This is a genomic window from Streptomyces sp. NPDC030245, from assembly GCF_055572995.1.
Genome location: NZ_JBVICF010000005.1, coordinates 447,855 through 474,420, shown reverse-complemented (window position 1 = coordinate 474,420; position 26,566 = coordinate 447,855). Strand labels below are relative to the sequence as shown.

The following is a 26,566-nucleotide window of genomic DNA, read 5'->3' as shown; positions in this document are numbered from 1 at the left end:
CCGACTGGTTAGTCTGCCAGCGAAGCCGAGCCGCGGGCGAAGGAGAACCATCGTGGAAACCTTGCGGGACAAGGGAGTCGTCGTCACGGGCGGAGGCGGCGGCATCGGGGCCGCGCTCGCCCGCCGCTTCGCCGCGCAGGGAGCGCGCGTCGTCGTCAACGACCTCGACGGCGCCAAGGCGGAAGCCGTCGCCGACGAGGTGGGCGGCATCGCTGTACCGGGCGACGCGTCCGGCGTCGTGCCGCAGGCCCGCGAGGCGCTCGGCGGCACGGTCGACGTGTACTGCGCCAACGCGGGACTCGGATCCGGCGGCAGCGAGGCCGCGCCCGAGGAGGTCTGGGCCGCGGCCTGGGACGTCAACGTGATGGCGCACGTACGGGCGGCCCACGCGCTGCTCCCCGACTGGCTGGAGCGCGGCAGCGGCCGCTTCGTCTCCACGGTCTCCGCGGCCGGCCTGCTCACCATGATCGGCGCCGCGCCCTACAGCGTCACCAAGCACGGCGCGTACGCCTTCGCCGAATGGCTCTCGCTCACCTACCGCCACCGCGGCCTCAAGGTCCACGCGATCTGCCCGCAGGGCGTCCGCACCGACATGCTCGCCGCCACCGGCACCGCGGGCGACCTCGTCCTCACGCCCACCGCCATCGAGCCGGACGACGTCGCCGCCGCGCTCTTCGCCGGCATGGCGGAGGACCGCTTCCTGATCCTGCCGCACCCCGAGGTCGCCGCGTTCTACCGGGCCCGCGCCGAGACCCCCGACAAGTGGCTGAAGGGCATGAACCACATCCAGCAGAAGTGGGAGGCGACCGACCGGTGAACGACCGCCCGCACGACCAGCCCCGTGACCGCACGCACCACCAGGCCCGCGACGGCGCTCACGACCGCACGCCCGCAGGATCCCTGTACGCGGCCAAGCCCTGGCTCGCCCGGCTCAACGACGCCCAGCGCGCCCCCGTGCACCCCGCCGCCTCCGTCCCCGACGCCTTCCGCGCGGCCGTCGCCCGCGCCCCCGAGCACACCGCCCTCGCCTACTTCGACGGGCGCCTGAGCTACCGCGAGACCGACGCCCTCAGCGACTCCGTCGCCGGACACCTGGCCGCGCGCGGCGTCGCCCGCGGCGACCGTGTCGCGATCCTCCTCCAGAACACCCCGCACTTCGTGCTCGCGCTCCTCGGCGCCTGGAAGGCGGGCGCGACGGTCGTCCCCGTCAACCCCATGTACCGGTCGGCGGAGGTCGGACACGTCCTCGCGGACGCCGGGGTGACCGCGCTGATCTGCTCGGACCGCGCCTGGGAGGCGTATCTGCGCGACACCGCGGCGAACTCGCCGGTGCGCGTCGTCCTCACCGCCTGCCAGCTCGACCTCCAGACCCGGGGCGACACCCGGGTCCTCGACTTCGAGCGCCTGCCGCCCGCCGCCGACGCCGACGACCTGGTGGCGGTCGCGTGCCAGGGGCTGCCCGCCCCCGGCGACCGCGCCGTCGGCCCCTCCGACACCGCGCTGATCAGCTACACGTCGGGCACCAGCGGCACCCCCAAGGGCGCCATGAACACCCACGGCAACATCACCTACAACGCCGAACGCCAGCGCGCCGGCTCCGGGATACCGGAAGGCGCCTGCTACTTCGCGATGGCGCCGCTCTTCCACATCACCGGCATGGTCGCGCAGGTCGCCGCGTGCATCGCCAACGCGGGCACCCTCGCGCTCGCCTACCGCTTCGAGGCCGGCGTGGTCCTCGACGCCTTCGCCGAGCACCGCCCCGCCTACACGGTCGGACCCTCCACGGCCTTCATGGCGCTGGCCGCCCACCCGTCGGTGACCCGCGCCCACTTCGACTCCTTCGCGATGATCTCCTCGGGCGGCGCGCCGCTGCCCCCGGCCCTCGTCGAGAAGTTCCGCGCGTCCTTCGGCCCCTACCTCCACAACGGCTACGGCCTCACCGAGTGCACCGCGCCCTGCGCCTCGGTGCCGCCGGGCCAGGAGGCACCCGTCGACCCCGTCTCCGGCACCCTCGCCGTCGGCGTCCCGGGGCCCGAGACGGTCGTACGCATCCTGGACGACCTCGGCCGCGAAGTGCCGTTCGGGGAGCACGGCGAGATCGTCGTCCGCGGCCCGCAGGTGGTGCCCGGCTACTGGCAGCGGCCCGACGCCACCGCCGAGACCTTCCCCGACGGCGAACTGCGCACCGGCGACATCGGGTTCATGGACCCGGCCGGCTGGCTCTACGTCGTCGACCGCAAGAAGGACATGATCAACGCGTCCGGCTTCAAGGTGTGGCCCCGCGAGGTCGAGGACGTCCTCTACACCCACCCCGCCGTGCGCGAGGCGGCCGTCGTCGGCATCCCCGACAGCTACCGGGGAGAGACCGTGAAGGCGTACGTCAGCCTCCGTCCGGGCAGCGGCACGGCACCCGACGAGCTCGCCGCGTACTGCAAGGAGCGGCTGGCGGCGTACAAATATCCGCGCGAGGTGGAGATCCTGACGGAGTTGCCGAAGACGACAAGTGGGAAGATCCTCCGACGGGAACTGCGTTCCCGGGCACAGCACGGCAAGTGACGCGAGAGGCAGGGTGGCGGCAGTGGCCAGAACGACGGACGGTGACGGCACGCCCGTCCCGCAGCGACTCCTCGCCGCCGCCACCAGGCTCTTCGCCGACCAGGGCTACGACCGCACCTCGGTACAGGAGATCGTCGAGGCGGCCGGCGTCACCAAGGGCGCGCTCTACCACTACTTCGGCTCCAAGGACGACCTGCTGCACGAGGTCTACGCCCGGCTGCTCCGCGTCCAGCAGGAGCGGCTCGACGCCATCGCCGACGCGGACGCGCCCGTCGCCGAGCGGGTCAGGGCCGCCGCCGCGGACGTCGTGGTCACCACCATCGACAACCTCGACGACGCGTCGATCTTCTTCCGCTCCATGCACAGCCTCAGCCCGGAGAAGAACAAGCAGGTCCGCGCCGAGCGGCGCCGCTACCACGAGCGCTTCCGGGCCCTGATCGAGGAGGGCCAGGAGTCCGGCGTCTTCTCCACGGCGACCCCCGCGGACCTGGTGGTGGACTACCACTTCGGGTCGGTCCACCACCTGTCCACGTGGTATCGCCCGGAGGGCCCGCTCTCCCCGCAACAGGTCGCCGACCACCTGGCCGACCTCCTCCTACGGGCCCTGCGGACCCCGTAAGGGGCCGGGCGCGCGCCCGTAGGGGCGCGGGGAACTGCGCGCTCAGCCCCCGCCGGGGCGCGGTCGCGTCTGCCGCGGCAGGTTCTACGGCGGGTGCGGCCCGCCGGGGGTCGCGCGCGCAGTTCCCCGCGCCCCTGACGGGGCGCTATACGTACCGCTTCAGTTCTCGCCGCGCCAGCGACCGCTGGTGCACCTCGTCCGGCCCGTCCGCCAAGCGCAGCGTCCGCGCCGCCGCCCACAGTTCCGCGAGCGGGAAGTCCTGGCTGACACCCCCCGCCCCGTGCAACTGCACGGCCCGGTCGAGGATGTCCACCACCGCGCGCGGCGTCGCGATCTTGATGGACTGGATCTCCGTGTGCGCGCCCTTGTTGCCGACCGTGTCCATCAGCCACGCCGTCTTCAGGACCAGGAGCCGCAGCTGCTCGACGGCGACCCGCGCGTCCGCGATCCACTCCTGCACGACGCCTTGCTGCGCGAGCGGCTTGCCGAACGCCGTACGCGACACGGCCCGTCGGCACATCAGCTCGATGGCCCGCTCCGCCATGCCGATCAGCCGCATGCAGTGGTGGATGCGGCCGGGGCCGAGCCGCGCCTGCGCGATGGCGAAACCGCCGCCCTCCTCGCCGATCAGGTTCGACACGGGGACCCGGACGTGGTCGAAGACGACCTCCGCGTGACCGCCGTGGTAGTGGTCCTCGTATCCGTACACCCGCATGGCGCGCCGCACTTCGAGGCCCGGGGCGTCGCGCGGGACGAGGACCATGGACTGCTGGCGGCGGATGTCGGCACCGTCGGGGTCGGTCTTGCCCATCACGATGAAGATCTTGCAGTCCGGGTTCATCGCCCCGGAGATGTACCACTTGCGGCCGGTGATGACGTACTCGTCGCCGTCGCGCTCGATGAGCGTGGTGATGTTCGTGGCGTCGGAGGAGGCCACCTCCGGCTCGGTCATCGCGAACGCCGAACGGATCTCACCGGCGAGCAGCGGCTCCAGCCACCGCTTCTTCTGCTCGTCGCTGCCGAACTGCGCGAGCACCTCCATGTTGCCGGTGTCGGGCGCGGCGCAGTTCAGCGCGGTGGGGGCGAGTTGCGGGGAGCGGCCGGTGATCTCGGCGAGCGGGGCGTACTGGAGGTTGGTGAGGCCCGCGCCGTGTTCCGCGTCGGGCAGGAAGAGGTTCCACAGGCCCTGCCCGCGGGCCTCGGCCTTCAGCTCCTCGACCACGGCAGGGGCGTCCCAGGGCGAGGCGAGCGCGGCGCGCTGCTCGTCGGCGACGGCCTCCGCCGGGTACACGTGCTCGTCCATGAAGGCGAGGAGCCTGGCCCGCAGCTCTTCGGTGCGGGCGTCGAATGCGAAGTCCACGGCGGGTCAGCCTTCCTGGAGGGTCGTCAGACCGTGCTCGATGAACACGGGCACCAGCTCGCCGATCCGGTCGAAGCCCGCACCGACCGTCTGGCCCAGCGTGTAGCGGTAGTGGATGCCCTCCAGGATCACGGCGAGCTTGAACCACGCGAACGCCGTGTACCAGGAGATCGCCGACACGTCGCGCCCCGAGCGCGCGGCGTACCGCTCGATCAGCTCGGCCGGGTCCGGGTGGCCCGGCGCGCCCGCGGTGGTGCTGACGGGGGAGTCGGGCACCTCCAGCCTCGCGCTGTACATCACGAGCAGACCGAGGTCGGTGAGCGGATCGCCGAGCGTCGACATCTCCCAGTCGAGGATGGCCTTGATCCGGTCGTCGTCACCGATCAGGACGTTGTCGAGGCGGTAGTCGCCGTGGACGACGGTCGGCGCGGGCGAGCCGGGCAGCGAGCGCCCGAGCGCCGCGTGCAGCTCGTCGATGCCCGCGAGCTCGCGGTTGCGGGACGCGTCGAGCTGCTTGCCCCAGCGGCGCAGCTGCCGGTCGAGGAACCCGTCGGGCCGCCCGAAGTCGCCGAGCCCGACGGCCGCCGGGTCGACGGCGTGCAGGTCGACGAGGGTGTCGACGAGGCCGAGCACCGCGTCACGGGTGCGCTCGGGGCCGAGCGGGGCGAGCTCCTCGGCGGTGCGGTACGGCGTGCCGTCCACGAACTCCATCACGTAGAACGGCGCCCCGACGACGGAGTCGTCCTCGCAGAGCAGGACGGGGGCGGGCACCGGCACGTCCGTCGGGTGCAGCGCCGCGATCACGCGGTGCTCGCGCTTCATGTCGTGCGCGGTGGCGAGGACGTGGCCGAGCGGGGGGCGCCGGACCACCCAGCGCGACGTGCCGTCGGTGACGGCGTACGTGAGGTTCGACCGGCCGCCCTCGATGAGCCGGGCGGAGAGCGGCCCGCCGACCAGGCCGGGCCGCTCGCGGTCGAGGTGGCCGCGCAACTGGTCGAGGTCGAGGCCCGGCGGGTGGTCTGCGCTCATCTTCGCTCCTGATCGGCGTGGTGGTGGCGTGCCACACCATGATGCCGACCAGTCGGTATGCCGTCCAGAGGCCCCCGCTCCGGGCCTTTCCCGGAGCGGTCAGTGGTCGTCCCAGTGTCCGTCGTGCGCGGCGTGCCGGTGGCCGTCGTGGAGGTAGTCGACGTGGTCGCCGTGGCGGACGGAGGGGTGCCCGCAGCCGTCGCCGTGCCGGTGGTCATGGCCCTGGTGGGCGACATGCCCGGCGGGCTCGCACTCGTCGTAGTGGTCGGTGTGGAGCCGGTGCAGGTGGCCGTCGTGCGCGTAGTCGACGTGGTCGCCGTGCGGCACCTCGGGGTGGCCGCAGGCCGGGCCGTGGATGTGGTCGTGCACCGGGTGTTCGTGGTGGAGCGTGGTCATGACGCGCACCTTCTGTGGCGTGGGGGACGGTGACTCTCTCAGGCTAGCCGCCCATGCCCCGTTTATTCCTTTATGCGAGCCTTGCAGTGTTTTCTCTGTCCTCCGCTGTCTCCCTCTCCTCCGCGAAGGCGACCCCCATGAAGGCGATCAGCTACCGCAGCTACGGCGGGCCCGAAGTCCTCGAGTACGGAGAGGTGCGCGACCCGAAGGTCGGGCCCGACTCCGTCCTCGTGAAGGTGCGCGCCGCGGCCGTGAACCCCGTCGACTGGAAGTGCCGCGAGGGCCATCTCGACGGCCTCCTGGAACCGGTCTTCCCCGTGGTCCCCGGCTGGGACGTCGCGGGCGTGGTCGTCCAGCCGGGCGCCTCCGCCCCGGAGTTCGCCGTCGGCGACGAGGTCATCGGCTATGTGCGCGAGGACTTCCTCTCCCGCGGCACCTTCGCGGAGTACGTCGCGGCCCCGGTGCGCACCCTCGCCCGCAAGCCGCGCAACCTCACCTTCGAGGAGGCCGCGGGCCTGCCGCTCGCCGGTCTCACCGCCTACCAGGTCATCGACCAGGCCCTGAAGGTGACCGAGGGGGACGTGGTCCTCGTGCACGCGGCGGCCGGCGGTGTCGGCTCGATCGCCGTGCAGCTCGCCCGGCACGCGGGGGCCCGGGTCATCGGCACCGCGAGCGAGCGCAACCACGCCTACCTGCGGGAGCTCGGCGCCGAGCCGGTCACGTACGGGGACGGGCTCGTCGAACGGGTCCGCGCGCTCGCCGCGGAGGGGGTCGACGCGGCCTTCGACACGATCGGCGGCGACACGCTCAAGGCGTCCGCCGAACTCCTCGCGCCCGGCGGCCGTCTCGCGTCCATCGCGGACGGCGCGGTGCTCGGCATGGGCGGCCACTACTGCTTCGTACGCCCCGTCGCCGCCGACCTCCAGCGCCTGTCCGAGCTTGCGGAACAGGACGTCGTGACCGTCCACGTGGACGCGACGTTCCCGCTGGAGCGGGCGGCCGACGCACACCGGCTGAGCGAGGAGGGCCGCACCCGCGGCAAGATCGTGGTGACGGTGGAGCAAGGGGACTGAAGACGGCTGAACCCGGGCGGGCCGGGGCCGCGCGGGATCGCTCAGACCAGCATCAGCGCCGCGCACACCGCGAGCGCCAGCGTGCACAGCGCCGCCGTCCACGCCGACCGGAGCGGCAGCGTCCGCGGTGGGTGCGAGGTCAGGGCGGCCATCCTGCGGTGCGCGACCAGCAGAAACCCGAGCCAGAGCAGCAGACACACCGCGCAGGCCAGCACGCCGAGAGCGGTGCTCCCGTCGTGGAGCACCGCTCGGGCGGCGAGCACCGCGGCGACCGTGCACGACAGCGTGGTGCGCCGCCAGGCGAGGCGGGTGCGCTCCGGTTGCAGACCCGGGTCGCGGACCCGCCCGCCCTCCGGTCTCCGCCGCGTCACCCCTCCCACCCGAAGAGCACGACCACCACCATGGCGAGCGCGACCACCGCGACCACCAGGCTCAGCACGGTCGGGAACCGGCCGGCCGGCAGGTCGTCCCCGCGTCGCATGGCGCGCTCGCAGCGCACCCAGTGGTTCACCGCGCGCAGCGAGCACAGGACGCCCGCGGCGAGCAGCGCGAGGGCGAGGCCGATCCGCCAGCCCCACCGCAGGTCCGGCAGGAACTGGTCGACGGCGAAGCCGCCGCCGATCAGCGCCAGGGCGGTGCGCAGCCAGGCCAGGAAGGTGCGTTCGTTGGCGAGCGAGAAGCGGTAGTCGGGGGTGTCACCCTCCTCGCGGACGCGCTCCGGGGCGAACCACAGGCGCAGATTCTGTACGAAGTTGCTCACGGCCGCACCATAAGCCGTGATCAACCGTGCCGCGGTGATCAGCAGTGATCAGCAGTGATGAGTAGTGATCGGCGGCGATCAGCTCGCGCGGAAGGCCCGCAGGCGGTGGTACGCGTCGAGCCCGTCCGGCACCCACTCCCACTCGCCGAGCCGGCGCTCCAGCTCGTCCTCGGTGACGAAGGAGTGCCAGGCGACCTCCTCGACCTGCGGCCGCACCGGCAGCTCGCAGCGGACCTCATAGAGATACGACCACCAGGACTTCCCCGCGCCGTCGTCGTACAGGAACTTGAACAGCGGCGTGGGGCGCGGCAGCCCCCGCACGCCCAGCTCCTCCTCCGCCTCGCGCAGCGCCGCGTCGTCGTACGACTCGCCCGCCCCGACCACCCCGCCCACGAACATGTCGTACAACGAGGGGAAGACCAGCTTGACCGGGGTGCGGCGGTGCACGAAGACGCGGCCCTCCGCGTCCCGCGCCAGGACGAACACGCAGCGGTGGCGCAGGCCCCGCGCGTACGCCTCACCGCGCGGGGCCTCGCCGACCACGTCGTCGTTCTCGTCGACGATGGTGATCATCTCTGCGCTGGGGTCGGGCACGGGTCCGCTGTTCGCCGTCATGCCGCCATCCAACCCCAACCCGGTCGCGAGACCGGGCGGCGGGTCCGGTTCACTGCCCCATGACATACTTGACGGTGGGTCCGGCCGTCCAGCCGCCGTCGACGGCCAGCTCGGCGCCGGTCACGTAGGACGCGGCGTCGGAGAGCAGGAAGACCATCGCGCCCGCGATCTCGTGCGCCTCGCCGACCCGGCCCATCGGGGTGTTGGGGTACTTGCCCTCGCCCTGCTCGATGCCTATCTGAGCGGTCATCGGGGTGTACGTCATGCCGGGGTGGACGGAGTTGACGCGGATCCGGGCCGTGCCGAGCTCGACGGCGCCGATCTTGGTGAGGCCGCGCACGCCCCACTTCGACGCGCCGTAGCCCGCGGTGAGCGCGAGGCCCATCAGGCCCGCGGCCGAGGAGACGTTGACGATGGAGCCGCCCCCGGCCTCCTTCATGGCGGGCACGACGGTCTTCATGCCGATGAACACGCCGGTGAGGTTGATGTCGAGCACCTTGCGGAAGTGTTCGACGGACTCGGACTCCAGGAACTGGCCGGTGGAGACACCGGCGTTGTTCACCAGGCCGTGGAGCGCGCCGAACTCGGCGACCGCGAGGTCGGCGACGCGCTGCCAGTCCGCCTCGGACGTCACGTCGTGGCGCGCGAAGCGGGCGCGCTCGCCGAGCTCGGCGGCGACGGCGCCGCCCTCCTCGTCGAGCACGTCGGTCAGGACGACGTTGGCTCCCGCGGCGACGGCCTGCCGGGCGGCCTCGGCGCCGAGCCCGCGTGCGGCGCCGGTGATGACGACGGTCCTGCCGGTGAGGTCGTGCTGGGTCATGGGGTCTCTCCAAGGGTGGGTCGCGGGGCCCGCAGCAGCGCCGCGGTGGTCTCGACGAGGTCGGCGAGGAAGACGTCCTCGCCGGTCAGGGGGGTAGTCCCGGCCAGGTACTGACGGGCGCGGTCGCCCAGGGCGGCGCCGATCACCGTGAGCGCGAGGTCGAGCCGTTCGAGCCGGAGGGGTTCGGGCAGGCCGGGCGCCGGGCGGGTCAGACAGTCCTCGATCCGGCCGATCACGGTCCAGTAGACGGTGCCGGCGATGGTGGGGTGCGGGGTGCGGGTGCGCACGCCGCTCTCGTGGCTGAGCTGGGCGGAGATGCGCAGACAGCGCCGCCCGCGCTCGGTGCGCAACTCGCCCGCCTCGGCGTTCACCAGAGCGGTCAGCAGTCCGCGCAGATCCGCCGCGGCGCCCCCGGCGCGCTCCAGCTCGGCGGCGAGCACCCGCTCGGTGCGCTGCTGGCGCGCGGCCATCACGGCGTCGAGGAGACCGCCGCGGGAACCGAAGTGGTACTGCACCGCGGAGGGGTTGCTCTGCCCCGCGAGCCGGACGATGTCGCGCAGCTGGGCGCCGTCCACGCCCTGGTCGGCGAAGACCTCCTCACCGGCGCGGATGAGCTTCTCCCGGGTCTCCGGGCCCGATGTCCTGGCCATGAGCACATTTTAATGCTGGCCATTATTAAAAGCGAGCGAAGGTTCCGGTCCGCCGCCGGTTGACGTGCGTCACACCGCTGCCCAGGATTCGACCAGCACGGCACATGACCCACCAGTAACCTTGCGGGACCTTGTCGAGGAGGACGACCTCAATGGCGTACGACGCAGATGTGATCGTGATCGGGGCAGGGCTCGCCGGACTGGCGGCGACCGCGGAGCTCGTCGACGCGGGGCGCCGGGTCATCCTTCTCGACCAGGAGCCGGAGCAAAGCCTCGGCGGTCAGGCGCACTGGTCCTTCGGCGGCCTCTTCTTCGTCGACTCGCCCGAACAGCGCCGGATGCGGATCAAGGACTCCCACGCGCTGGCCCTCCAGGACTGGATGGGGACGGCGGCCTTCGACCGGCCCGAGGACCACTGGCCGCGCAAGTGGGCCGAGGCCTACGTCGACTTCGCCGCCGGCGAGAAGCGGCCCTGGCTGCACGGCCAGGGCGTCCGGTTCTTCCCCGTCGTCGGCTGGGCCGAGCGCGGCGGCTACGACGCGCAGGGCCACGGCAACTCGGTGCCCCGCTTCCACATCACCTGGGGGACGGGCCCCGGGCTGCTCGCGCCGTTCATCCGGCGGGTGCGCGCCGGAGCCGACCGCGGCCTCGTCCAGCCGCGGTTCCGGCACCGCGTCACCGGACTCGCCCGCACCGGGGGCGGCGTCGACACGGTCACCGGCGAGATCCTGGCGCCGTCGGCCGTCGAGCGGGGCAGGGCCAGCAGCCGCGAGGTGACGGGCGGCTTCGAACTCCGGGCCCAGGCGGTGATCGTCACCTCCGGCGGCATCGGCGGCAACCACGACCTCGTCCGCGCCAACTGGCCCGAGCGGCTCGGCACCCCGCCCCGCAAGATGATCTCCGGCGTCCCCGCGCACGTGGACGGCAGGATGCTCGGCATCACGGAGGACGCCGGGGCCCGCCTCATCAACCGCGACCGCATGTGGCACTACACCGAGGGCATCGAGAACTGGAACCCGATCTGGGAGCGGCACGGCATCCGCATCCTGCCGGGCCCCTCGTCGCTCTGGCTCGACGCGCACGGCCGCCGCCTGCCCGTGCCGCTCTTCCCCGGCTTCGACACCCTCGGCACCCTCGACCACATCATGAAGACCGGCTACGACCACACGTGGTTCGTGCTCAACCAGCGCATCATCGGCAAGGAGTTCACCCTCAGCGGTTCCGAGCAGAACCCCGACCTGACCGGCAAGTCGGTGCGCGGCGTCGTCGACCGGGCCAGGTCCGAAGTGCCGGGCCCCGTCAAGGCGTTCATGGACCACGGCGTCGACTTCGTCGTGGAGCGGGAGCTCGGCGCCCTCGTGCGCGGCATGAACGCGCTCACCGGCGACTCGGCGGCCCCGCTCATCGACGAGGACGACCTGCGCCGCACCATCGCCGCCCGCGACCGCGAGATCACCAACCCCTTCACCAAGGACCTCCAGGTCACGGCCGTCCGCGGCGCCCGCAGATTCCTCGGCGACCGCCTCATCCGCGCCGCCGCCCCGCACCGCATCCTCGACCCCAAGGCCGGCCCGCTCATCGCCGTCCGCCTCAACATCCTCACCCGCAAGACTCTCGGCGGCCTGGAGACCGACCTCTCCTCGCGCGTCCTGACCGAGGGCGGCGAGCCGCTGCCCGGCGTGTACGCGGCCGGGGAGGCCGCCGGATTCGGCGGCGGGGGAGTGCACGGCTACCGCTCCCTCGAAGGCACCTTCCTCGGCGGCTGCCTCTTCTCGGGGCGCACGGCGGGCCGCGCGGCCGCCCGGGCGGTGAACTGACCGGCGCTCCAGCGGGAGTTGAGCGGAACTCGACCGGTGGGGAGTAGGGGACGTCCGCCCAGGTGGCGGGCGAAGTCTGCGGATTTTGAAATGAGTTGGTGAAGGCAGGGCGCCGCCGGGCCTTGACGTGGAGCAGCGCCTACCGCTTTGCTGTGCGTGATCATCCGCTCGCAAGCCGCGCCGGGGAGGACGTCCCGCGGTGTCACCACCCCCACCCCCACTGGGCCGCGCCCGCAGAAAAGCCGCGGGGCACGCCTTCGACGCCGCACTCGACGACGCCGAACTCGTCACCGCCCGGGCGGCACTCGCGCAGGGCCGCTGGACCGAGGTGCGCGCGCTGCTCGCCGCCACCGGCGACGACTGGGACCGCAGGGGCCACCGCTTCGACGTACTGGGCCAGGAGCCGACCACCACCGCCTGGGCCCGCGACTGGCAGCTCGCCGAGCCCGAGAGCCACGACGCCGAGGTGCTGCTCGCCTTCGCCGCCGTCCACAAGGCGCTGCGCGGCAAGGAGCGCTCGGACCGGGTGCGGGCCCGCTGCCGCGACGCCGCCGCGCGCGTCCCCGCCGACCCGACCCCGATTCTCGCGCTGCTCCTCCTCGAACGCTCGCTGGGCCACGAGGAGGACGTCGTACGCCTCTTCGACGAGATCCGGCACCGCCACCCCGAACACCACCACGCCCACCACCTGATGGTCGCCCGCCTCGCCGAGCGGCGCCCCGGCGCGGGCCAGGACCCGATGCACGAGGTGTACGACTTCGCGGCCTGGGCCGCCGAACAGGCGCCCGCCGACTCGCCGCTGGCCGTGCTGCCCGTCGTCGCGCACGCCGAGCGCTACCGCGTCCTCGCCGCCGCCGGCCTCGAACCGGCCGACCCGGCCGCGTCCGGACACTGGTCCGGGCGGCGCGCCCGCGGCGTCATGAAGGCCGCCTTCGACTGGTGGCTGGAGTGGGAGACGCCCGACGAACCGGGCCACCCCCGCTGCCACGTCGACCTCAACTTCCTTGCCCACGCGAAGTCCTGCGAGGGCAGGGCGGCCGAAGCCGCCGCGCTCTTCCACCGCATCGGACGGCACGCGACCCCGGCCCCCTGGTCGTACCCGGACCGGGACCCGTTCGCGGCGTTCACCGCCGCGCGGGCCACCGCGTTCGGCGCGGCCTGAAGCACTCTCCGAACCTCTGAAGAACCCCCGAAAGGACAACCGCGCGATGGCGACGGGAAGTTCGAGCCCAAGCGGAACCAGATCCCCCGGCGACCCGGCGGGCGCCACCGGGATCAGCACGTACAAGGGGCAGGACCAGGCGCTGCGCGCGGGCCGGCTCGGCACGGCCGGCCTGCTGCTCTCCGTGCTCGCCGCGACCGGGCCCCTGATGGTCGTCGCCGGCGTCATGCCCACCACCTACGGCGTGATGGGCGTCGTCGGACAGCCACTCCTCTTCCTCATCCTCGGCGTCGTCCTCGCGCTCTTCAGCCTCGGGTACGCCGAGATGAGCCGGCACGTCCACAACGCCGGCGCCTTCTACGCGTACATATCCCGCGGCCTCGGCGGCACCGCGGGCGCGGGCGCCGCGCTGGTCGCCCTCGTCGCCTACAGCGCCCTCCAGGCCGGCCTCTACGGCCTGCTCGGCTTCGAGGTGTCCGGGCTGCTCCAGACGTACTTCGAGGTCGAGGTCGCCTGGTGGATACCGGCGCTGGTCACCGTGGCCCTCGTCGGCGTCCTCGCCTGGCTGAAGATCGACCTCAACGCGCGCGTGCTCGGCGTGCTCCTCCTCATCGAGGTGGCGCTCGTCGTCATCTTCGACATCGCGGCCGTCGTCGACCCGGCCAAGGAGGGCCTGTCGCTGCACGCGTTCAACCCGGACACGCTCACCGGCGCGGGCGTGGCCACCTCGCTCTGCTTCTGCATCGCGGCCTTCACCGGCTTCGAGCAGGCCCCCGTGTACGCCGAGGAGACCAGCCGCCCGCAGGTCGTCGTCGCCCGCGTGATGTTCTTCGCCGTGGGCTTCGTCGCCGTCTTCTTCGCGCTCAGCTCCTGGGCGCTGACGGTCGCGGCGGGCCCGTCCGGCATCGTCCCGGCCGCCCAGGAGCAGAGCGCGGGCCTGCTCTTCGGCCTCACCGAGTCCCGGCTCGGCGGCACCTTCACCGACGTCCTGCACGTCCTCTTCGTGACCGGCATGTTCGCGGCGATCCTCAGCTTCCACAACGTCGTGGCGCGGTACGCGTTCGCGATGGGCCGCGAGGGGCTGCTGCCCGCCGCGTTCGGCCGCACGAACACGTCCACGGGCGCGCCCGGCACCGGCTCGCTGCTCCAGACCGTCGTCTCCGTCGTGGTCGTGATCGGCTTCGCCCTCGCCGACGACGGCGGGGCGGGCGACCCGACCGCGCCCGTCCTGCACCTGTTCACCTGGGGCGGCAACATCGGCGCGCTCGGCGTCATCCTGCTGATGGCCACCGCGTCCGTCGCCGTCATCGTCTTCTTCGCCCGCCGCGGTGCCGCGCGCGCCCAGGCCTGGCGGATCGCGGCGTCCGCGCTCGCCGCGGCCGGACTGCTCGTCATCGCGGGCTACACCGTCAAGGACTTCGACGTCCTCGTCGGCGCGGGCGAGGGCTCGGCGCTCAGCTGGGTGCTGCCCGGCGTCATCTTCGCCGCGGCGCTGATCGGCGTCCTCTACGGCCTGGTCCTCCGCTCCAAGAACCCGGAGAGGCATGCGCGGATCGGCCTCGGGAACGAGGCGTTCCAGCTTGAAAAGGCGTCCGGGAGTACTCAGGTGTGACGGGAACGCCGGAGGGGCTGACCATGTCAGCCCCTTGGGGGTCCCCCCTGCTCTTCAAGAGCTTGGGGGAGATTGAGGAGCGGGGTCCGGGGCGGAGCCCCGGGAGACGGCGCGCTAGATGATCAGTGACAGGAGCAGCACCAGCGCTCCCGCCACCACGGAGATGATCGTCTCCATGACGGACCACGTCTTGATCGTCTGGCCGACGTCGAGGCCGAAGTACTCCTTGACCAGCCAGAACCCCGCGTCGTTGACGTGCGAGAAGAAGAGCGAACCCGCACCGATCGCGAGCACGAGCAGCGCCGTGTGCGAGGTCGACATGTCGGCGGCGAGCGGCGCCACCAGACCTGCCGCGGAGATCGTCGCGACCGTCGCGGAGCCCGTCGCGAGCCGGATCGCCACCGCGATCAGCCAGGCGAGCAGCAGCGCGGGGATCGACCAGTCCTTGGAGAAGTCCAGGATCATCTGGCCCACGCCGACGTCGATGAGCGTCTGCTTGAAGCCGCCGCCAGCGCCCACGATCATCAGCACGCCCGCGATCGGGGCGAGCGACTTCTCGACGGTCGTCGACAGCCGGTCCTTGGTGAACCCGGCCGCCCGGCCCAGCGTGAACATGCCGACGATCACCGCGGCGAGCAGGGCGATCAGCGGCGAGCCGATCACGTCGAAGACCCGCTGCACGGTGGCCTCGGGGTCGTCGACCACGATGTCCACCAGCGCCTTGGCCAGCATCAGCACGACGGGCAGCAGCACGGTCGCCACCGTCGCGCCGAAGCCGGGACGCTTGTCCAGGTCCTCCGACGGGCGCTGCGGGATCATCTTCTCGGGGGCCGGTACGTCCACCCAGCGGGCCGCGACCTTCGAGAACAGCGGGCCCGCGATGATCACCGTCGGGATCGCGACGAGGACGCCGAGGGCGAGGGTGACACCGAGGTTGGCCTTGACCGCGTCGATCGCGACGAGCGGGCCGGGGTGCGGCGGGATGAGCCCGTGCATCACGGAGAGACCGGCGAGGGCCGGGATGCCGATCCGCATCAGCGAGTAGTTGCCGCGCTTGGCGACCATCAGGACGACCGGGATCAGCAGCACGATGCCGACCTCGAAGAAGAGCGGCAGGCCGATCACCGAGGCGATGAGCACCATCGCCCACGGCATCGCGCGCCCGCCCGCCTTCGCGAGGATCGTGTCGACGATCTGGTCGGCGCCCCCGGAGTCCGCGAGCAGCTTGCCGAGGATGGCGCCGAGCGCGATGAGCACACCGACGCCCGCGACCGTCGAGCCGAGCCCGGCGGTGAAGCTGGCGATGGCCTTGTCGAGCGGGGCGCCGGCGAAGGCGCCGAGCGCGAGCGACCCGACGGTCAGCGCGAGGAACGCGTGCAGCTTGAACTTGGTGATGAGCAGGACGATGACGGCGATGCCCGCGAGGACGGCGATCCCCAGCTGGGCATGGCCCGCCGAGGTGATCGGCTCGACGGGGTCCGCTGCCAACATCTCGACGCTGAGATGGGTCACGGTGCTTTCCTTGTGCGAGGGCCCCGTAAGGGGCGCGGGGAGCTGCGCGACCAGCCACAAGCGGCCCGCAGCCAATGAACTACTGGCGGGAGCGCTCAGCCAAGATGACCGAGCGCCTCGACGGCCCGGTCGGCAATTTCCTCCGGGGACCCGGCGACGTCGACGGCGACGCCCGCCTCGTCCGCCCCGAGAGGCTGCAACGTGGCGAACTGCGAATCCAGCAGCGCCGTCGGCATGAAATGCCCCTGCCGATGCGACATCCGGTCCTCGATGAGGGCCCGGTCACCGGTGAGGTGGACGAAGACGACATCGGGAGCGGCGGCCCGCAGCCGGTCGCGGTAGCTGCGCTTCAGCGCGGAACTGCTGACCACCCCGCCGAGCCCCGCGCGGCCGTGTGCCCAGGACCCGATCGCGTCGAGCCAGGGCCACCGGTCGTCGTCGGTGAGCGGCGTGCCGGAGGACATCTTCGCGATGTTCTCCGCCGGGTGGAAGTCGTCGCCCTCGGCGTAGGGAACGCCGAGCCGGTCCGCGAGCAGGGGCCCGATCGTGGTCTTGCCGGTCCCTGCCACGCCCATGACCACGACGACGTGGGGGGTGCGCCGTTCCTGCATCGCGTACTGCCTCGCTGTCTTCATCGACATCGGTCGGTTGTTCACGCCACTGAAACCCATTAGGTCTGACGAATTCAAGAGGCTGTGACATAAAAGTCTGACTTATTGTTCCCGTGCCCCTCCTCGTAGGCTTCCGTCATGACCGCACACGCCCGAGGGCTGCACTCCCGCGTACTGGAAAGCCTCGGGCCCGCCATCACCGCCGGCGAGTACCCGCCGGGCAGCGTGTTGCGCACGGACGAGCTGGGCCAGCGCTTCGAGGTGTCACGCTCCGTGATGCGGGAGGCGGTCCGCGTCCTGGAGTCCATGCACCTCGTCGAGTCCCGCCGCCGCGTGGGCGTCACCGTGCTCCCCGCCGACCAGTGGAACGTCTACGACCCCCAGGTCATCCGGTGGCGCCTCGCCGGCGCCGACCGGCCCCGGCAGCTGCGCTCCCTGACCGTCCTGCGGTCGGCGGTCGAACCGGTCGCCGCGGGGCTCGCCGCCCGGCACGCCACGGCCGCCCAGTGCGCGGAGCTCACCGAGTGCGCACTCGGGATGGTCGCCCACTCGCGCGGCCACCAGCTGGAGGACTACCTCAGGCACGACGTCGCCTTCCACCGGGTCATCCTCAACGCCTCCGGCAACGAGATGTTCGCCCGGCTCGGCGACGTCGTCGCCGAGGTGCTCACCGGACGTACCGCGCACCAAGTGATGTTCGAGGACCCCGACCCGCCCGCCGTCACCCTGCACGTCCAGGTCGCCGAGGCGGTCAGGGAGGGCGACGCGGTCCGCGCCGAGGCGCTCACGCGGGAGATCGCCCTCGGCGCGCTGGAGGAGCTGGACATCCTCGCGCCCTGAGCCCACGACCAGGGAAAGGTCGGCGACAATGGGCGCCATGTCCCGACGCGCGCCACGCCCCACCGCCACCACCTGCCCCTGCGGAAACCCCCTGCCGTACGAGAAGTGCTGCGGCAGGCTGCACCGCGGCGAGGCGGCCGCGGCCACCCCCGAGGAGCTGATGCGCTCCCGCTACAGCGCCTTCGCCGTGCGGGACGAGGGCTACCTGCTGCGCACCTGGCACCCGCGGACCAGGCCGCCGCGGGTCGAGTTCGACCCGGCGCTGAGCTGGGTGGGCCTGGACATCGAGGCGACCACGGAGGGCACGGCGTTCCACACCACCGGCACGGTCACCTTCCGGGCCCGCTACACCGACAGCGGCCGCCCGGACTCCCTGCACGAGAAGAGCCGCTTCGAGCGCACTGACGGGGCGTGGGTATACGTCGACGGCACCTTCATCGACTAGGAGGTCGGACGACTGGGTCAGGGGCGCGGGGCTCTGACATGTGCGGCTCCGCCGCGTGGGCGCGACAAGCCACGACGCGCCCGCAGCGTACAGCTCACAGCACATCCCCGAACTCGCTCAACACCCCCGGCGGAGTAAGCGCGTTGACGTAGTGCCCCGGCCCGTGATCCTCGAACGAGTAGGTGAACGGAATTGTCCGCGTCAACGCGAGACGCGCCGCGAAGAACGCCAGCGGCGCCACCACCGCGAGCCCGGCGAGGCTGTCCATCTGCGGATAGTGCAGGCCCGGGTCGCTGACCTCGGCCCAGCCGCCGGCCCGCGGCCCCCGCGCCAGCTCGGACAGCGAGCGCCCGGCCGCCCGCGCCCTGCGCCCCGCCATTCGGCGCAGCTGCCCGCGCAGCAGGTCGCCCGGGAGCGACACCGCGTCGATTGCCGTCTCGGCGGCGAAGGCGAGCGTCCCCTCCGCCACCCCGCGGGGCCTGCGGTAGTGCAGCTCGCGGCCGAAGGGGGCGTACGGCCCGACGGGTCGCGGCGGCAGCGCGGGCACGACGTCACGGTCGAAGATGTAGCGCAGCAGCCGGTCGCGCAGCACGTACTCGCCCCGGTGGTCGGTGGCCCGCGCGCAGGCGTCGGCGAAGTCGGGGCCGCCGAGCAGCGGCTGGCCGAAGGTGTAGACGGCCCGCAGCCGTTCGGCGACGGACCGGTAGCGCTCCTCGTGGGCGAGGACGACGCCCATCAGCGCGGCCATCGCCCCGCCGAGGCTGTGCCCGGTGATGTACAGCGCCTCCATGCCGTCGCCGCGTACGCCCTTCTCCTTCGGGTCGACCGACTCGCCGCGGGCCGCCCGGTCGAGGGCCTGCATGATCAGGTGCCGGGTGGCGCGCATGTTGCGGTAGAACCCCGCGTGCACCTCGTGCCGCTCGCCCGCCAGGTCCACGCAGAGCGTCTCGGGGCGCACGTCGGCGTCGGTGAGGATGCTGATGATGTCCTCGGGCTGGGTGCCGCGGTAGCAGAGGATCACCACCCGCCGGTCCTTGTCCTGGATCAGATACGCGGCCGACGCGATGTACATGGCGTCCACCCGCTGCTCGAAGACCCGGCAGCGGTTCTCCTCCAGGCCCAGCCTGGACATGATCATGGCCACGGTGCGCGGGTCGCCGACCCGGCCGACACCGGCGTACGCGTACGCGGCGCACGTCGCCATGGTGTGCGGGACGGGCCCCTCGGTCTCCGGCAGGCCCTTCTGTGCGGCCAGCAGGTCCACCAGGTCGCGGTGGACGGGGAAGGTCGGATGCCCCGGCCCGCCCCCGGTGGGCTCCTTGAGCGGGCGCAGCTCCGCGAAGCTCGGCCCCCTGGCGAAGTCGTCCCGCATGGCGTTCCCCCCACGACGAGCGGTGGCTGCACCGGAGTTGCGAGCACACCACCGGCCCGGCACACCGTCAACTCGCCGGCGCCGCGGCGGCCGGCACCCGACGGGACTTGGCCATCGCGCGCGCCCCGCGCGTGGGACTGGTGGGAACACAGACGCACACGGGGTGTGAAGGGAACACCCGCCGTCGCCCGCCGCACCCGGGGCAACCCCGTCCACGGGCCCAAACGCCCTGGCCCGCCCGCCAGTTCGAGGCGCCCGGCGGGCCCCGCACATAGGCGGGAACCGTCGCTGCGGCCGACCGGTGCCGCCAGTAGCGTCTGCCTGCCCCCTGTCCCGTACGCAGTACCGCCACCAGCCGTGCGAAGGAACGTGCGAAGGAAGAGGCGCCCGATGGCCGACACCGGACAGCACCAGCAGAGTTACGAGCGATACATGGGCGGCAGCCCGGAAGCCGAGCGCCGGATCTTCGAGCGACTGGCCAAGGAACTGATGAAGGTCCAGGAGAAGAACCGCCGCGCGGCCCGGTCGGCGGACATCGGCCGCGTCCAGCACGAGAAGGCCGCGCTCGGCGTGGAGAACGCCCGGCTGCGCTTCCACGACGACCTGCCCGACACGCTGCGCCAGGGTTTCGCCCAGCCCGGCGCCCAGTACCCGGCGACCGTACGGCTCTCCAACGCCGGCGGCATCCGGCAGGCCGACGGCGCCCCCGACCTGCGCGGCGCCGCCGTGCGCGTGGCCGTCTCCACCGAGGAGCACCACGACCTGCTCGCCACCAACCACCCGGTCTCGCACGCCCGCGACGCCCGCGAGTTCGTCGCCTTCGCCAAGGCCATGGCGGGCGCGACGACCCGGCTGCGCAAAGCCGTCGCGCTCTTCGTCGAACTCCCGCTCACCGTCGGCCTCGCCACCGCCACCCGGATGCGCCGCAACATCCAGGCCGCCACCCGCCGCACCGTGCACAGCCTCGCCGCCGAGACGTACTGGAGCCGCAGCGCCATCCTGTGGGGCGAGGCCGGACCGGTCCGCTACCTGCTGCGCCCCGCGGGCGGCGCGGCCACCGCCAGGTCCGACCCCGAGCGCCGCGACCCGCAGTACCTGCGCCGTGAGCTGGAGACCCGGCTCGCCCGGCAGGACGTCACCTTCGAACTGTGCCTCCAGCGGTACGTCGACGAGCGCCGCACCCCCGTCGAGGACGGCTCGGTGGAGTGGCTGGAGTCCGTCGCCCCCGCCGTGCCCGTGGCCACGCTCACCATCCCCAGCCAGGACCTCGACACCGCCGAGGCGCGCGCCGCGGGCGGCCGCGTGGAGGTGATGGGCTTCAACCCCTGGTTCACCACCGAGGAGTTCCGCCCGCTCGGCAACCTCAACCGGGCCCGCAAGACGGCGTACGAGGCGAGCGCCGCCCACCGGCACGGCCTGCGCTTCGTCACCGAGGAGCCGCTGCGCAACAAGGTGGTCGGTGTCCCCGCCGACGCGGCTCTGCGGCTGCTCAACCGCTATGTGCCGTGGCACAGGCTGCCCGTCCAGGCCGGTCTGCTCAACCTCGTCTTCCTCCGCAAGGCGCTGCGCCGCTTCAACCTCATCGACACCGACGTGTACGAGGCGCCGCCGAAGACCATGCCCGTGCCCGCCCCGGTCGACGAGCAGCTGCGCACCGTCCGCTCCTACGACGGGACGTACAACGACCTCTCCAGGCCGGCCATGGGAGCCGTGGGCGCCCCCTTCGGACGCAACCTCAAGCCCGTCTACCGGCCCGACCTCTTCGACGTCCCCAACCCGGTCACCGTCAGCCGTGAGCTGCTGCACCGCGACACGTTCCTGCCCGCGACGTCGCTGAACGTCCTCGCCGCCGCCTGGATCCAGTTCCAGGTCCACGACTGGGTCAACCACCGCCGCCACAAGCCCGGCGGCAAGTCCGTCGAGGTGCCGCTGCCGCCCGGCACCACCTGGTACAACACCCCGGGCGGGCCCGCCGAACACGTGATGCGCTTCGCCGACAACGAAGGCGTCGAACTCCCCGGCGACCAGCCGCCGATCCTCTTCGCCAACACGGCGTCGCACTGGTGGGACGGCTCCGAGGTGTACGGCGAGAACGAACACACCGCGAGGTTCCTGCGCGAGCCCGACGGCGGCGCCAAACTCCGCCTGGAGGAGGGCCATCTGCCGCTCGGCCCTAACGGCGTCCCGCTGACCGGCTTCGCCGAGAGCTGGTGGATGGGCCTCAGCGCCATGCACACCCTCTTCGCCCGCGAGCACAACGCCGTCTGCGACGCGCTGCGGCAGACCTACCCGTCGATGAGCCAGGAGAGCGTCTACCACACCGCGCGCCTCGTCGTCTCCGCGCTCATCGCCAAGATCCACACCGTGGAGTGGACCCCCGCGATCCTCGCCACCGAGGCCATCGACATCGGCCTGCGCACCAACTGGGAGGGTCCGCCGAGCAGTTGGCTCAACAAGCTCGGCCTCTGGCTGTTCGAGTCGCACTCGCTGACGGGCATACCCAAGACGCTGCCGGACCACCACGGCACGCCGTACTCCCTGACGGAGGACTTCGTCACCGTCTACCGCATGCACCCGCTGATCCCCGACGACTTCGAGATGCGCGAGCACCGCTTCGGGCAGCGCCTGGAGACCCTCGGCTTCCACGACATCCAGGGCGCCGCCGCCGAGGCCGCCATCCGCAAGACGGGCCTCGCCGACACGCTGTACTCCTTCGGCATCTCCCACCCGGGCGCCATCACCCTGCACAACTTCCCGCGCGCGCTCCAGCACTTCGAGCGCGACGGCGAGATCATCGACCTGTCCGTCGTCGACCTCGTCCGCACCCGCAGGCGCGGCGTGCCCCGCTACAACGACTTCCGCGAAGGCCTGCACAAACAGCGCATCCGCCGCTTCGAGGACCTGTCGCAGGACCCCGAGACCGTCGCCCGCCTCAAGGACGTCTACCGCTCCGTCGACGAGATCGACACCGTGGTCGGCCTCTTCGCCGAGAACCCGCCGCACGGCTTCGGCTTCAGCGACACCGCGTTCCGCATCTTCATCCTGATGGCCACCCGGCGGCTTCAGAGCGACCGCTTCCTGACCGTCGACTTCCGCCCCGAGATCTACACGCCGCTCGGCATCGACTGGGTCCAGAAGGGCGGCATGAAATCCGTCCTGCTGCGGCACTGCCCGGACCTCGCGGGCCTGCTGCCGCGCGGCGCCAGCGCGTTCGCGCCGTGGCGGCAGGTACAGGCGATGAGCGACAGGGGCGAGCGTGCGGGCGGCTGACGGCGACCCCGGCCACCCGGGCCTCGCGGACCTGTTCGCCCGGCCCCTCCTGGAGACGGTCTGGCGCCGCCGCACCCACCGGGTGAGCCGCGGCGCCGCCGTCCCCGCGGGCTCCATGAGCTACCGCTCGCCGCACGAGCCGCGGCCCCTGACCGAACTGGAGGAGGCGGTGCTGATCGCGCTCACCGGCTGCACCGGCCTCACCATGCCCGACCGGCCCTTCGACGACCCGCGCGACGGCAAACCCATCATGGCCAAGCCCAACATGACCATGGCGGGCCGCACCGCGGGCAGCCCCGACAACGCGCAGGCAACCCACTTCTTCCTGATCAACGACTCGGGCACGTACTTCCTGCGCCGACTGGACCCGGCCCCCGGCACGCCCCTCGACGCGACGAGCCTGGTCGAGCGGGCCCGGCAGGCGAAGGTCCGCGTCCTCGACCACCGCCTGGACGTCGCGGAGGACCGGCGCGACTTCCCGGCCTACCTCGACTCGAACCGCTTCCTGTCCAACCTCCCCGGAACGACCCTCCTCTTCCCGGTCGTGGACCTCTCCCACCAGTACATCAACGCCCTGATGTACCTGCTCACCCAGCCGGACGACGTCCGCCCCACGCTGGTCGACGACCGCAACCTCTACCGGCCGGCGGGCGTGAAGAAGTGGGTCAAGAACGGCTTCCTCAACGGCGACATCAAGCTGCCGCTGGGCGCCCTAGGCCCGCTGCGCACCCAGATAGAGGCGGACCTGCTCCTTCAGAACCTGATGCTGAGCGCCGAGGCGATGGGCCTCGGCGCCTGGATCCACGCCTCCATCAACCCGCAGATAGCCCTCGGCGACCCGAAGTTCTCCCGCGCGTACGGCAGGATGCTCGGCTTCACCTTCGTCACCCCGCGCTGGCGCCTGCCGGACCTGTGGCGCTGGCACGTCCCGCTCCCCAAGTACGCGAACGTCCGCTCCCACCCGGTCGGCCTCACCGCCCCCGACGGCGAGCCCCTGATCCAGGCGGCGTGCCCGCCCGCGCACCGCACGATGACGGCGGCGGTCGACGCCGTGATCCGCGCCAAGTTCGGCCCCGGCGGCACCTACGGCGACAAGGACGTCTTCGCCCGCATCTACAAGGAGGAGTACGGCCTGCGCTACCTGGCGGAGGCGAGCGAGTACGAGGAGCGGGTGATCGACTGCGCGCGGGACATCTGCGAGTACATCCTGCGCACCCACCGCCGCTTCCCCGCGCACACGGACGCGATCCACGTCCCCGGGGTGTGGCTCCAGGTCCACCACGTGGAGACGGAGTACTACGACAAGTACTTCACCGCGGGTCTGACGGACACCCACCGCCGCCACGAAGGACTGTGGGACCACTAGCCGAATTCAGCCCAGCGGCGGCACCACGCAGTCGATCAGGAAAGGACCCGGCTCCGCCAGACCCCGCTTGAGCAGCGCCGCGAACTCCTCGGCCGTGGTGGCCCGTTCCGCCGGCACCCCCATCCCGCGCGCCAGCGCCGTGAAGTCCAGGGACGGGCCGGAGAGGTCGAGGAGGCGGCGCGCCCGCGTCCCGCCCGCGCCCGCTCCCACCGCCCCCAGCTCCAGATTGAGGATCGCGTACGACCGGTTGTCGAAGACGACCGTCGTGACGTCGAGCCCCTCCCGCGCCTGCGTCCACAGCGCCTGCGGCGTGTACATCGACGCGCCGTCCCCGACCAGCGCGAGCACGGGCCGGTCGGGGCAGGCCACACTCGCCCCCACCGCGAGCGGCAGCCCCTGCCCCATCGAGCCACCCGTCAGCGTCAGCCAGTCGTGCGGCGGGGCACCGGCGGTCGCGCCGGGCAGCCAAAGACCCGACGTGTTGGCCTCGTCGACGACGACGGCACCCTCCGGCAGCAGCGCCCCGATCACGGCGGCCGCCGACTCGGCGGTCAGCTCACCGCTGGGCAGCGCCGGCCTGACCGCCTCCTGCCGTACGCGGCCCACGCCGGGGCCCACCACTTCGGCGAGCCCTTCGAGCGCCGCCGTCACGTCCTCCGCGCCCGCCGTGAGCCGGTGCACGGCGCACCCCTCGGGCACCAGACCCCCGCTCTGCCCCGGATAGGCGAAGAAGGCCACCGGCGACGCGGCCCCGGCGAGCACGAGGTGGCGCAGGCCCGCCAGTTGGCCGAGGGCGCTCGACGCGAAGTAGCCGAGCCGCTCGACGGCGGGCCGTCCCGCGCCCCGCTCCAGACGGGCCGGGAACGTCTCGCACAGCAGCTTCGCGCCCGTCGCCGCCGCGATCCGCCCCGCGGCCGCGAGCCCGGCGCCGCGCACGGCCGCCCCGCCGAGCAGCAGGGCGACGGGCTCACCCGAGCGCAGCGCCCCGGCGGCGCCCGTCACCGCGTCCACGGACACCAGGCCGTGCCGCGCCGGGGCGGGCGGCACGGACGCGGCCGGTTCGCCCGCCTGTGACCAGGACACGTCGGCGGGCACGACCAGCGTCGCGACGGCGCCCGGCGGCCCGGCGGCCGCGGCGACGGCGGCCGCGACGTCACCGGCGAGCTCGGTGGCGTAGTACGTGCGCCGCGTCCAGGCGGAGACGGTGCGGGCCAGCGCCCCGATGTCGGACTCCAGGGGCGCGTCGAGCCGCTTGTGGTGCAGGGCGTGGTCGCCGACGACGTTGACGACGGGCGTCGCGGCCCGCCGCGCGTTGTGCAGGTTGGGCAGGCCGCCCGCGAGGCCGGGACCGAGGTGCAGCAGCGTGCACGCGGGGCGGCCCGTCAGCCGCCCGTACCCGTCGGCGGCGCCCGTGGCCACCCCCTCGAAGAGGCAGAGCACGGGCCGCAGGTCGGGCGTCTCGTCGAGCGCGGCCACGAAGTGCATCTCGGAGGTGCCGGGGTTGGCGAAGCAGGCGCGGACACCCGCGTCCACAAGGCCGTTGATCAGGATCTGCGCTCCGTTCGGCATGGCGGTCCGCCTCTGCTGGGTGGGCGAGGGTGGGACAGGCCAGTCTTCACGGGGTGCGGGCCGTGGCGGCAGCCGGGATCCGGCCAGCCGCCACGGGCGTGCCGGGGCCGAACCTGCGCCGGTAGTCGGACGGGCTGAGCCCCGTCGCACGGCGCACCCTGGCCCGCAGATTGGCCGGGGTGCCGAGCCCGCTGCGGTGCGCGACCACGTCCAGGCGCTCCTCGCCGCGCTCGATGAGTCGGCAGGCCAGGGCGACCCGCTCACCCGTCAGCCAGGCCAGCGGAGTGGTGCCGAGCTGGGCACGGAAGCGTCGGTGCAGGGTCGCCGTGCTGACGCCGGCGCGGGCCGCGAGCCCCGCCACGGTGAGGGGCTCGCCGAGCCGCTCCTGCGCCCAGGCGAGCACCGGTGCCAGTGACTCGTCCCGCACCTCTGGAACGGGCCGTTCCACGAACTGCCGCTGCCCGCCGTCCCGGTGCGCCGCGAAGACGAGTCGCCTGCTCACGGAGGTGGCGACCTCCGCGCCGAAGTCCCTGCGGACGATGTGCAGACCCAGGTCGATGGCGGCCGCGCTGCCCGCCGCGGTGAGGATGTCGCCGTCGTCCACGAACAGCACGTCGGGTTCGAGCTGCACGGCCGGAAACCGCTCACGGAAGGAGTCGGCCCACTGCCAGTGGGTGGAGGCGCGGCGGCCGTCGAGGATGCCCGACTCGGCGAGCGCGAAGGCGCCGGTGCAGAAGCTCATGATCCGGGCGCCGCGCGCGTGGGCCCGCCGGATCGCGGCGAGCACGTCCGGGGCGCGCGGCACGGTGTTGTCGGGCCGCCCCGGCATGATGAGCGTGTCCGCGGTGTCCACGGCGTCGAGTCCGGGGACCCCGGTGAGGGTGAAGAACCCGTGGTTCATGCGGACGCCCGGCCGCGGCGTGCACAGGACGATCTCGTACAGGGCGCCCGGCAGGCCCAGTTCGGGCCGCGGCAGCCCGAACACCTCCGTGGCGACGCCGACTTCGAAGGGGTTGGTGCCCTCGTCGACGACGACCACGACGCGGTGCGGTGGCCGCCCGGCGAGCGGCTGCGAGGATTCTTGCGGCATGTGCGATTTCTAGCACTCGTGG

Annotated in this window: 24 protein-coding genes; 11 read left to right on the top strand and 13 right to left on the bottom strand. The window is 72.7% G+C overall.

What is annotated here, in order from left to right; all coding sequences use genetic code 11:
• The first annotated feature begins 49 nt into the window (after nt 1-49).
• From ACZ4Z4_RS16775 to ACZ4Z4_RS16765, 3 genes are all read left to right on the top strand, one after another.
• A complete protein-coding gene (locus ACZ4Z4_RS16775; RefSeq protein WP_468327694.1) occupies nt 50-817 on the top strand; it encodes an SDR family oxidoreductase in 768 nt (255 codons plus the stop codon).
• A gap of 83 nt (nt 818-900) precedes the next feature.
• Nucleotides 901-2,556 carry a class I adenylate-forming enzyme family protein gene (locus tag ACZ4Z4_RS16770; RefSeq protein WP_468327692.1) on the top strand — a complete coding sequence of 552 codons (1,656 nt, stop codon included), beginning with the start codon at nt 901-903 and terminating at the stop codon, nt 2,554-2,556.
• Nucleotides 2,557-2,578: 22 nt separating this feature from the next.
• A complete protein-coding gene (locus tag ACZ4Z4_RS16765) occupies nt 2,579-3,175 on the top strand; it encodes a TetR/AcrR family transcriptional regulator (RefSeq protein WP_468327440.1) in 597 nt (198 codons plus the stop codon).
• Between the two features lie 145 nt (nt 3,176-3,320).
• Here the strand turns inward: ACZ4Z4_RS16765 and ACZ4Z4_RS16760 are convergent, their stop codons facing one another.
• The 3 genes from ACZ4Z4_RS16760 to ACZ4Z4_RS16750 all read right to left on the bottom strand — a co-directional run bounded on the left by ACZ4Z4_RS16760 (nt 3,321) and on the right by ACZ4Z4_RS16750 (nt 5,960).
• Entirely contained in the window at nt 3,321-4,535 is a 1,215-nt protein-coding gene (locus tag ACZ4Z4_RS16760) for an acyl-CoA dehydrogenase family protein (RefSeq protein WP_468327439.1), read from the bottom strand.
• Nucleotides 4,536-4,541: 6 nt separating this feature from the next.
• Entirely contained in the window at nt 4,542-5,564 is a 1,023-nt protein-coding gene (locus ACZ4Z4_RS16755) for a phosphotransferase family protein (protein WP_468327438.1), read from the bottom strand.
• 99 nt (nt 5,565-5,663) lie between these two features.
• Nucleotides 5,664-5,960 carry a hypothetical protein gene (locus tag ACZ4Z4_RS16750; protein ID WP_468327437.1) on the bottom strand — a complete coding sequence of 99 codons (297 nt, stop codon included), beginning with the start codon at nt 5,958-5,960 and terminating at the stop codon, nt 5,664-5,666.
• 137 nt (nt 5,961-6,097) lie between these two features.
• Between ACZ4Z4_RS16750 and ACZ4Z4_RS16745 the strand changes: the two genes are divergently transcribed.
• Nucleotides 6,098-7,033 (top strand): NADP-dependent oxidoreductase, encoded by a 936-nt coding sequence (locus ACZ4Z4_RS16745; RefSeq protein WP_468327436.1) that lies wholly within the window; start codon nt 6,098-6,100, stop codon nt 7,031-7,033.
• A 41-nt stretch (nt 7,034-7,074) separates the two neighbouring features.
• Here ACZ4Z4_RS16745 and ACZ4Z4_RS16740 read toward each other — a convergent pair whose 3' ends face one another.
• The 5 genes from ACZ4Z4_RS16740 to ACZ4Z4_RS16720 all read right to left on the bottom strand — a co-directional run bounded on the left by ACZ4Z4_RS16740 (nt 7,075) and on the right by ACZ4Z4_RS16720 (nt 9,878).
• Entirely contained in the window at nt 7,075-7,413 is a 339-nt protein-coding gene (locus tag ACZ4Z4_RS16740; RefSeq protein WP_468327435.1) for a DUF202 domain-containing protein, read from the bottom strand.
• Nucleotides 7,401-7,793 carry a YidH family protein gene (locus ACZ4Z4_RS16735; protein WP_362991409.1) on the bottom strand — a complete coding sequence of 131 codons (393 nt, stop codon included), beginning with the start codon at nt 7,791-7,793 and terminating at the stop codon, nt 7,401-7,403. Before ACZ4Z4_RS16735 ends, ACZ4Z4_RS16740 begins: the two co-directional genes overlap by 13 nt.
• Before the next feature lie 78 nt (nt 7,794-7,871).
• Nucleotides 7,872-8,408: an NUDIX hydrolase gene (locus ACZ4Z4_RS16730; protein ID WP_468327434.1), complete on the bottom strand. Its 537-nt coding sequence runs from the start codon at nt 8,406-8,408 to the stop codon at nt 7,872-7,874.
• A gap of 49 nt (nt 8,409-8,457) precedes the next feature.
• Entirely contained in the window at nt 8,458-9,228 is a 771-nt protein-coding gene (locus ACZ4Z4_RS16725; RefSeq protein WP_468327433.1) for a glucose 1-dehydrogenase, read from the bottom strand.
• Nucleotides 9,225-9,878 carry a TetR/AcrR family transcriptional regulator gene (locus tag ACZ4Z4_RS16720; RefSeq protein WP_468327432.1) on the bottom strand — a complete coding sequence of 218 codons (654 nt, stop codon included), beginning with the start codon at nt 9,876-9,878 and terminating at the stop codon, nt 9,225-9,227. The genes ACZ4Z4_RS16725 and ACZ4Z4_RS16720 overlap by 4 nt, the downstream gene beginning before the upstream one ends.
• 152 nt (nt 9,879-10,030) lie before the next feature.
• On the opposite strand from ACZ4Z4_RS16720, the gene ACZ4Z4_RS16715 reads away from it, so the two are divergent.
• The 3 genes from ACZ4Z4_RS16715 (at nt 10,031) to ACZ4Z4_RS16705 (ending at nt 14,469) form a co-directional block, all read left to right on the top strand.
• Nucleotides 10,031-11,695, top strand: a complete 1,665-nt coding sequence (locus ACZ4Z4_RS16715; RefSeq protein ID WP_468327431.1) for an FAD-binding dehydrogenase — start codon at nt 10,031-10,033, stop codon at nt 11,693-11,695.
• Nucleotides 11,696-11,894: 199 nt separating this feature from the next.
• Complete coding sequence (locus ACZ4Z4_RS16710; protein WP_468327430.1) at nt 11,895-12,857, top strand: hypothetical protein; 963 nt, start codon at nt 11,895-11,897, stop codon at nt 12,855-12,857.
• Between the two features lie 46 nt (nt 12,858-12,903).
• Nucleotides 12,904-14,469 (top strand): APC family permease, encoded by a 1,566-nt coding sequence (locus tag ACZ4Z4_RS16705; RefSeq protein WP_468327429.1) that lies wholly within the window; start codon nt 12,904-12,906, stop codon nt 14,467-14,469.
• Between the two features lie 114 nt (nt 14,470-14,583).
• Here ACZ4Z4_RS16705 and ACZ4Z4_RS16700 read toward each other — a convergent pair whose 3' ends face one another.
• Nucleotides 14,584-15,981 carry a GntT/GntP/DsdX family permease gene (locus ACZ4Z4_RS16700; RefSeq protein WP_468327428.1) on the bottom strand — a complete coding sequence of 466 codons (1,398 nt, stop codon included), beginning with the start codon at nt 15,979-15,981 and terminating at the stop codon, nt 14,584-14,586.
• A gap of 95 nt (nt 15,982-16,076) precedes the next feature.
• Nucleotides 16,077-16,592, bottom strand: coding sequence for a gluconokinase (locus tag ACZ4Z4_RS16695; RefSeq protein WP_468327690.1), 516 nt, complete (start codon nt 16,590-16,592; stop codon nt 16,077-16,079).
• Between the two features lie 138 nt (nt 16,593-16,730).
• Here ACZ4Z4_RS16695 and ACZ4Z4_RS16690 point away from each other — a divergent pair, with 138 nt between their 5' ends.
• Complete coding sequence (locus ACZ4Z4_RS16690; protein ID WP_468327427.1) at nt 16,731-17,432, top strand: FadR/GntR family transcriptional regulator; 702 nt, start codon at nt 16,731-16,733, stop codon at nt 17,430-17,432.
• Between the two features lie 37 nt (nt 17,433-17,469).
• Nucleotides 17,470-17,877, top strand: coding sequence for a YchJ family protein (locus ACZ4Z4_RS16685; protein ID WP_468327426.1), 408 nt, complete (start codon nt 17,470-17,472; stop codon nt 17,875-17,877).
• 94 nt (nt 17,878-17,971) lie between these two features.
• Here the strand turns inward: ACZ4Z4_RS16685 and ACZ4Z4_RS16680 are convergent, their stop codons facing one another.
• Nucleotides 17,972-19,249 carry a lipase family protein gene (locus ACZ4Z4_RS16680; protein WP_468327425.1) on the bottom strand — a complete coding sequence of 426 codons (1,278 nt, stop codon included), beginning with the start codon at nt 19,247-19,249 and terminating at the stop codon, nt 17,972-17,974.
• Between the two features lie 390 nt (nt 19,250-19,639).
• Between ACZ4Z4_RS16680 and ACZ4Z4_RS16675 the strand changes: the two genes are divergently transcribed.
• Both ACZ4Z4_RS16675 and ACZ4Z4_RS16670 read left to right on the top strand, forming a co-directional pair.
• Nucleotides 19,640-22,519, top strand: coding sequence for a peroxidase family protein (locus ACZ4Z4_RS16675; protein WP_468327424.1), 2,880 nt, complete (start codon nt 19,640-19,642; stop codon nt 22,517-22,519).
• Nucleotides 22,506-23,885 carry a hypothetical protein gene (locus ACZ4Z4_RS16670; protein WP_468327423.1) on the top strand — a complete coding sequence of 460 codons (1,380 nt, stop codon included), beginning with the start codon at nt 22,506-22,508 and terminating at the stop codon, nt 23,883-23,885. The genes ACZ4Z4_RS16675 and ACZ4Z4_RS16670 overlap by 14 nt, the downstream gene beginning before the upstream one ends.
• Before the next feature lie 6 nt (nt 23,886-23,891).
• On the opposite strand, the gene ACZ4Z4_RS16665 is transcribed toward ACZ4Z4_RS16670, so the two are convergent.
• Nucleotides 23,892-25,454 (bottom strand): acetolactate synthase large subunit, encoded by a 1,563-nt coding sequence (locus tag ACZ4Z4_RS16665; RefSeq protein WP_468327422.1) that lies wholly within the window; start codon nt 25,452-25,454, stop codon nt 23,892-23,894.
• A 46-nt stretch (nt 25,455-25,500) separates the two neighbouring features.
• Nucleotides 25,501-26,544: a GlxA family transcriptional regulator gene (locus tag ACZ4Z4_RS16660; protein ID WP_468327421.1), complete on the bottom strand. Its 1,044-nt coding sequence runs from the start codon at nt 26,542-26,544 to the stop codon at nt 25,501-25,503.
• Nucleotides 26,545-26,566 lie beyond the last annotated feature (22 nt).

What these genes read in the sequence shown, in the direction of transcription:
- ACZ4Z4_RS16755 (WP_468327438.1), bottom strand. Translation starts at nt 5,564, where the DNA reads ATGAGCGCAGACCACCCGCCGGGCCTCGACCTCGACCAGTTGCGCGGC.
- ACZ4Z4_RS16750 (WP_468327437.1), bottom strand. Translation starts at nt 5,960, where the DNA reads ATGACCACGCTCCACCACGAACACCCGGTGCACGACCACATCCACGGC.
- ACZ4Z4_RS16745 (WP_468327436.1), top strand. Translation starts at nt 6,098, where the DNA reads ATGAAGGCGATCAGCTACCGCAGCTACGGCGGGCCCGAAGTCCTCGAG.
- ACZ4Z4_RS16730 (WP_468327434.1), bottom strand. Translation starts at nt 8,408, where the DNA reads ATGACGGCGAACAGCGGACCCGTGCCCGACCCCAGCGCAGAGATGATC.
- ACZ4Z4_RS16725 (WP_468327433.1), bottom strand. Translation starts at nt 9,228, where the DNA reads ATGACCCAGCACGACCTCACCGGCAGGACCGTCGTCATCACCGGCGCC.
- ACZ4Z4_RS16720 (WP_468327432.1), bottom strand. Translation starts at nt 9,878, where the DNA reads ATGGCCAGGACATCGGGCCCGGAGACCCGGGAGAAGCTCATCCGCGCC.
- ACZ4Z4_RS16715 (WP_468327431.1), top strand. Translation starts at nt 10,031, where the DNA reads ATGGCGTACGACGCAGATGTGATCGTGATCGGGGCAGGGCTCGCCGGA.
- ACZ4Z4_RS16705 (WP_468327429.1), top strand. Translation starts at nt 12,904, where the DNA reads ATGGCGACGGGAAGTTCGAGCCCAAGCGGAACCAGATCCCCCGGCGAC.
- ACZ4Z4_RS16695 (WP_468327690.1), bottom strand. Translation starts at nt 16,592, where the DNA reads ATGCAGGAACGGCGCACCCCCCACGTCGTCGTGGTCATGGGCGTGGCA.
- ACZ4Z4_RS16690 (WP_468327427.1), top strand. Translation starts at nt 16,731, where the DNA reads ATGACCGCACACGCCCGAGGGCTGCACTCCCGCGTACTGGAAAGCCTC.
- ACZ4Z4_RS16685 (WP_468327426.1), top strand. Translation starts at nt 17,470, where the DNA reads ATGTCCCGACGCGCGCCACGCCCCACCGCCACCACCTGCCCCTGCGGA.
- ACZ4Z4_RS16680 (WP_468327425.1), bottom strand. Translation starts at nt 19,249, where the DNA reads ATGCGGGACGACTTCGCCAGGGGGCCGAGCTTCGCGGAGCTGCGCCCG.
- ACZ4Z4_RS16675 (WP_468327424.1), top strand. Translation starts at nt 19,640, where the DNA reads ATGGCCGACACCGGACAGCACCAGCAGAGTTACGAGCGATACATGGGC.
- ACZ4Z4_RS16665 (WP_468327422.1), bottom strand. Translation starts at nt 25,454, where the DNA reads ATGCCGAACGGAGCGCAGATCCTGATCAACGGCCTTGTGGACGCGGGT.
- ACZ4Z4_RS16660 (WP_468327421.1), bottom strand. Translation starts at nt 26,544, where the DNA reads ATGCCGCAAGAATCCTCGCAGCCGCTCGCCGGGCGGCCACCGCACCGC.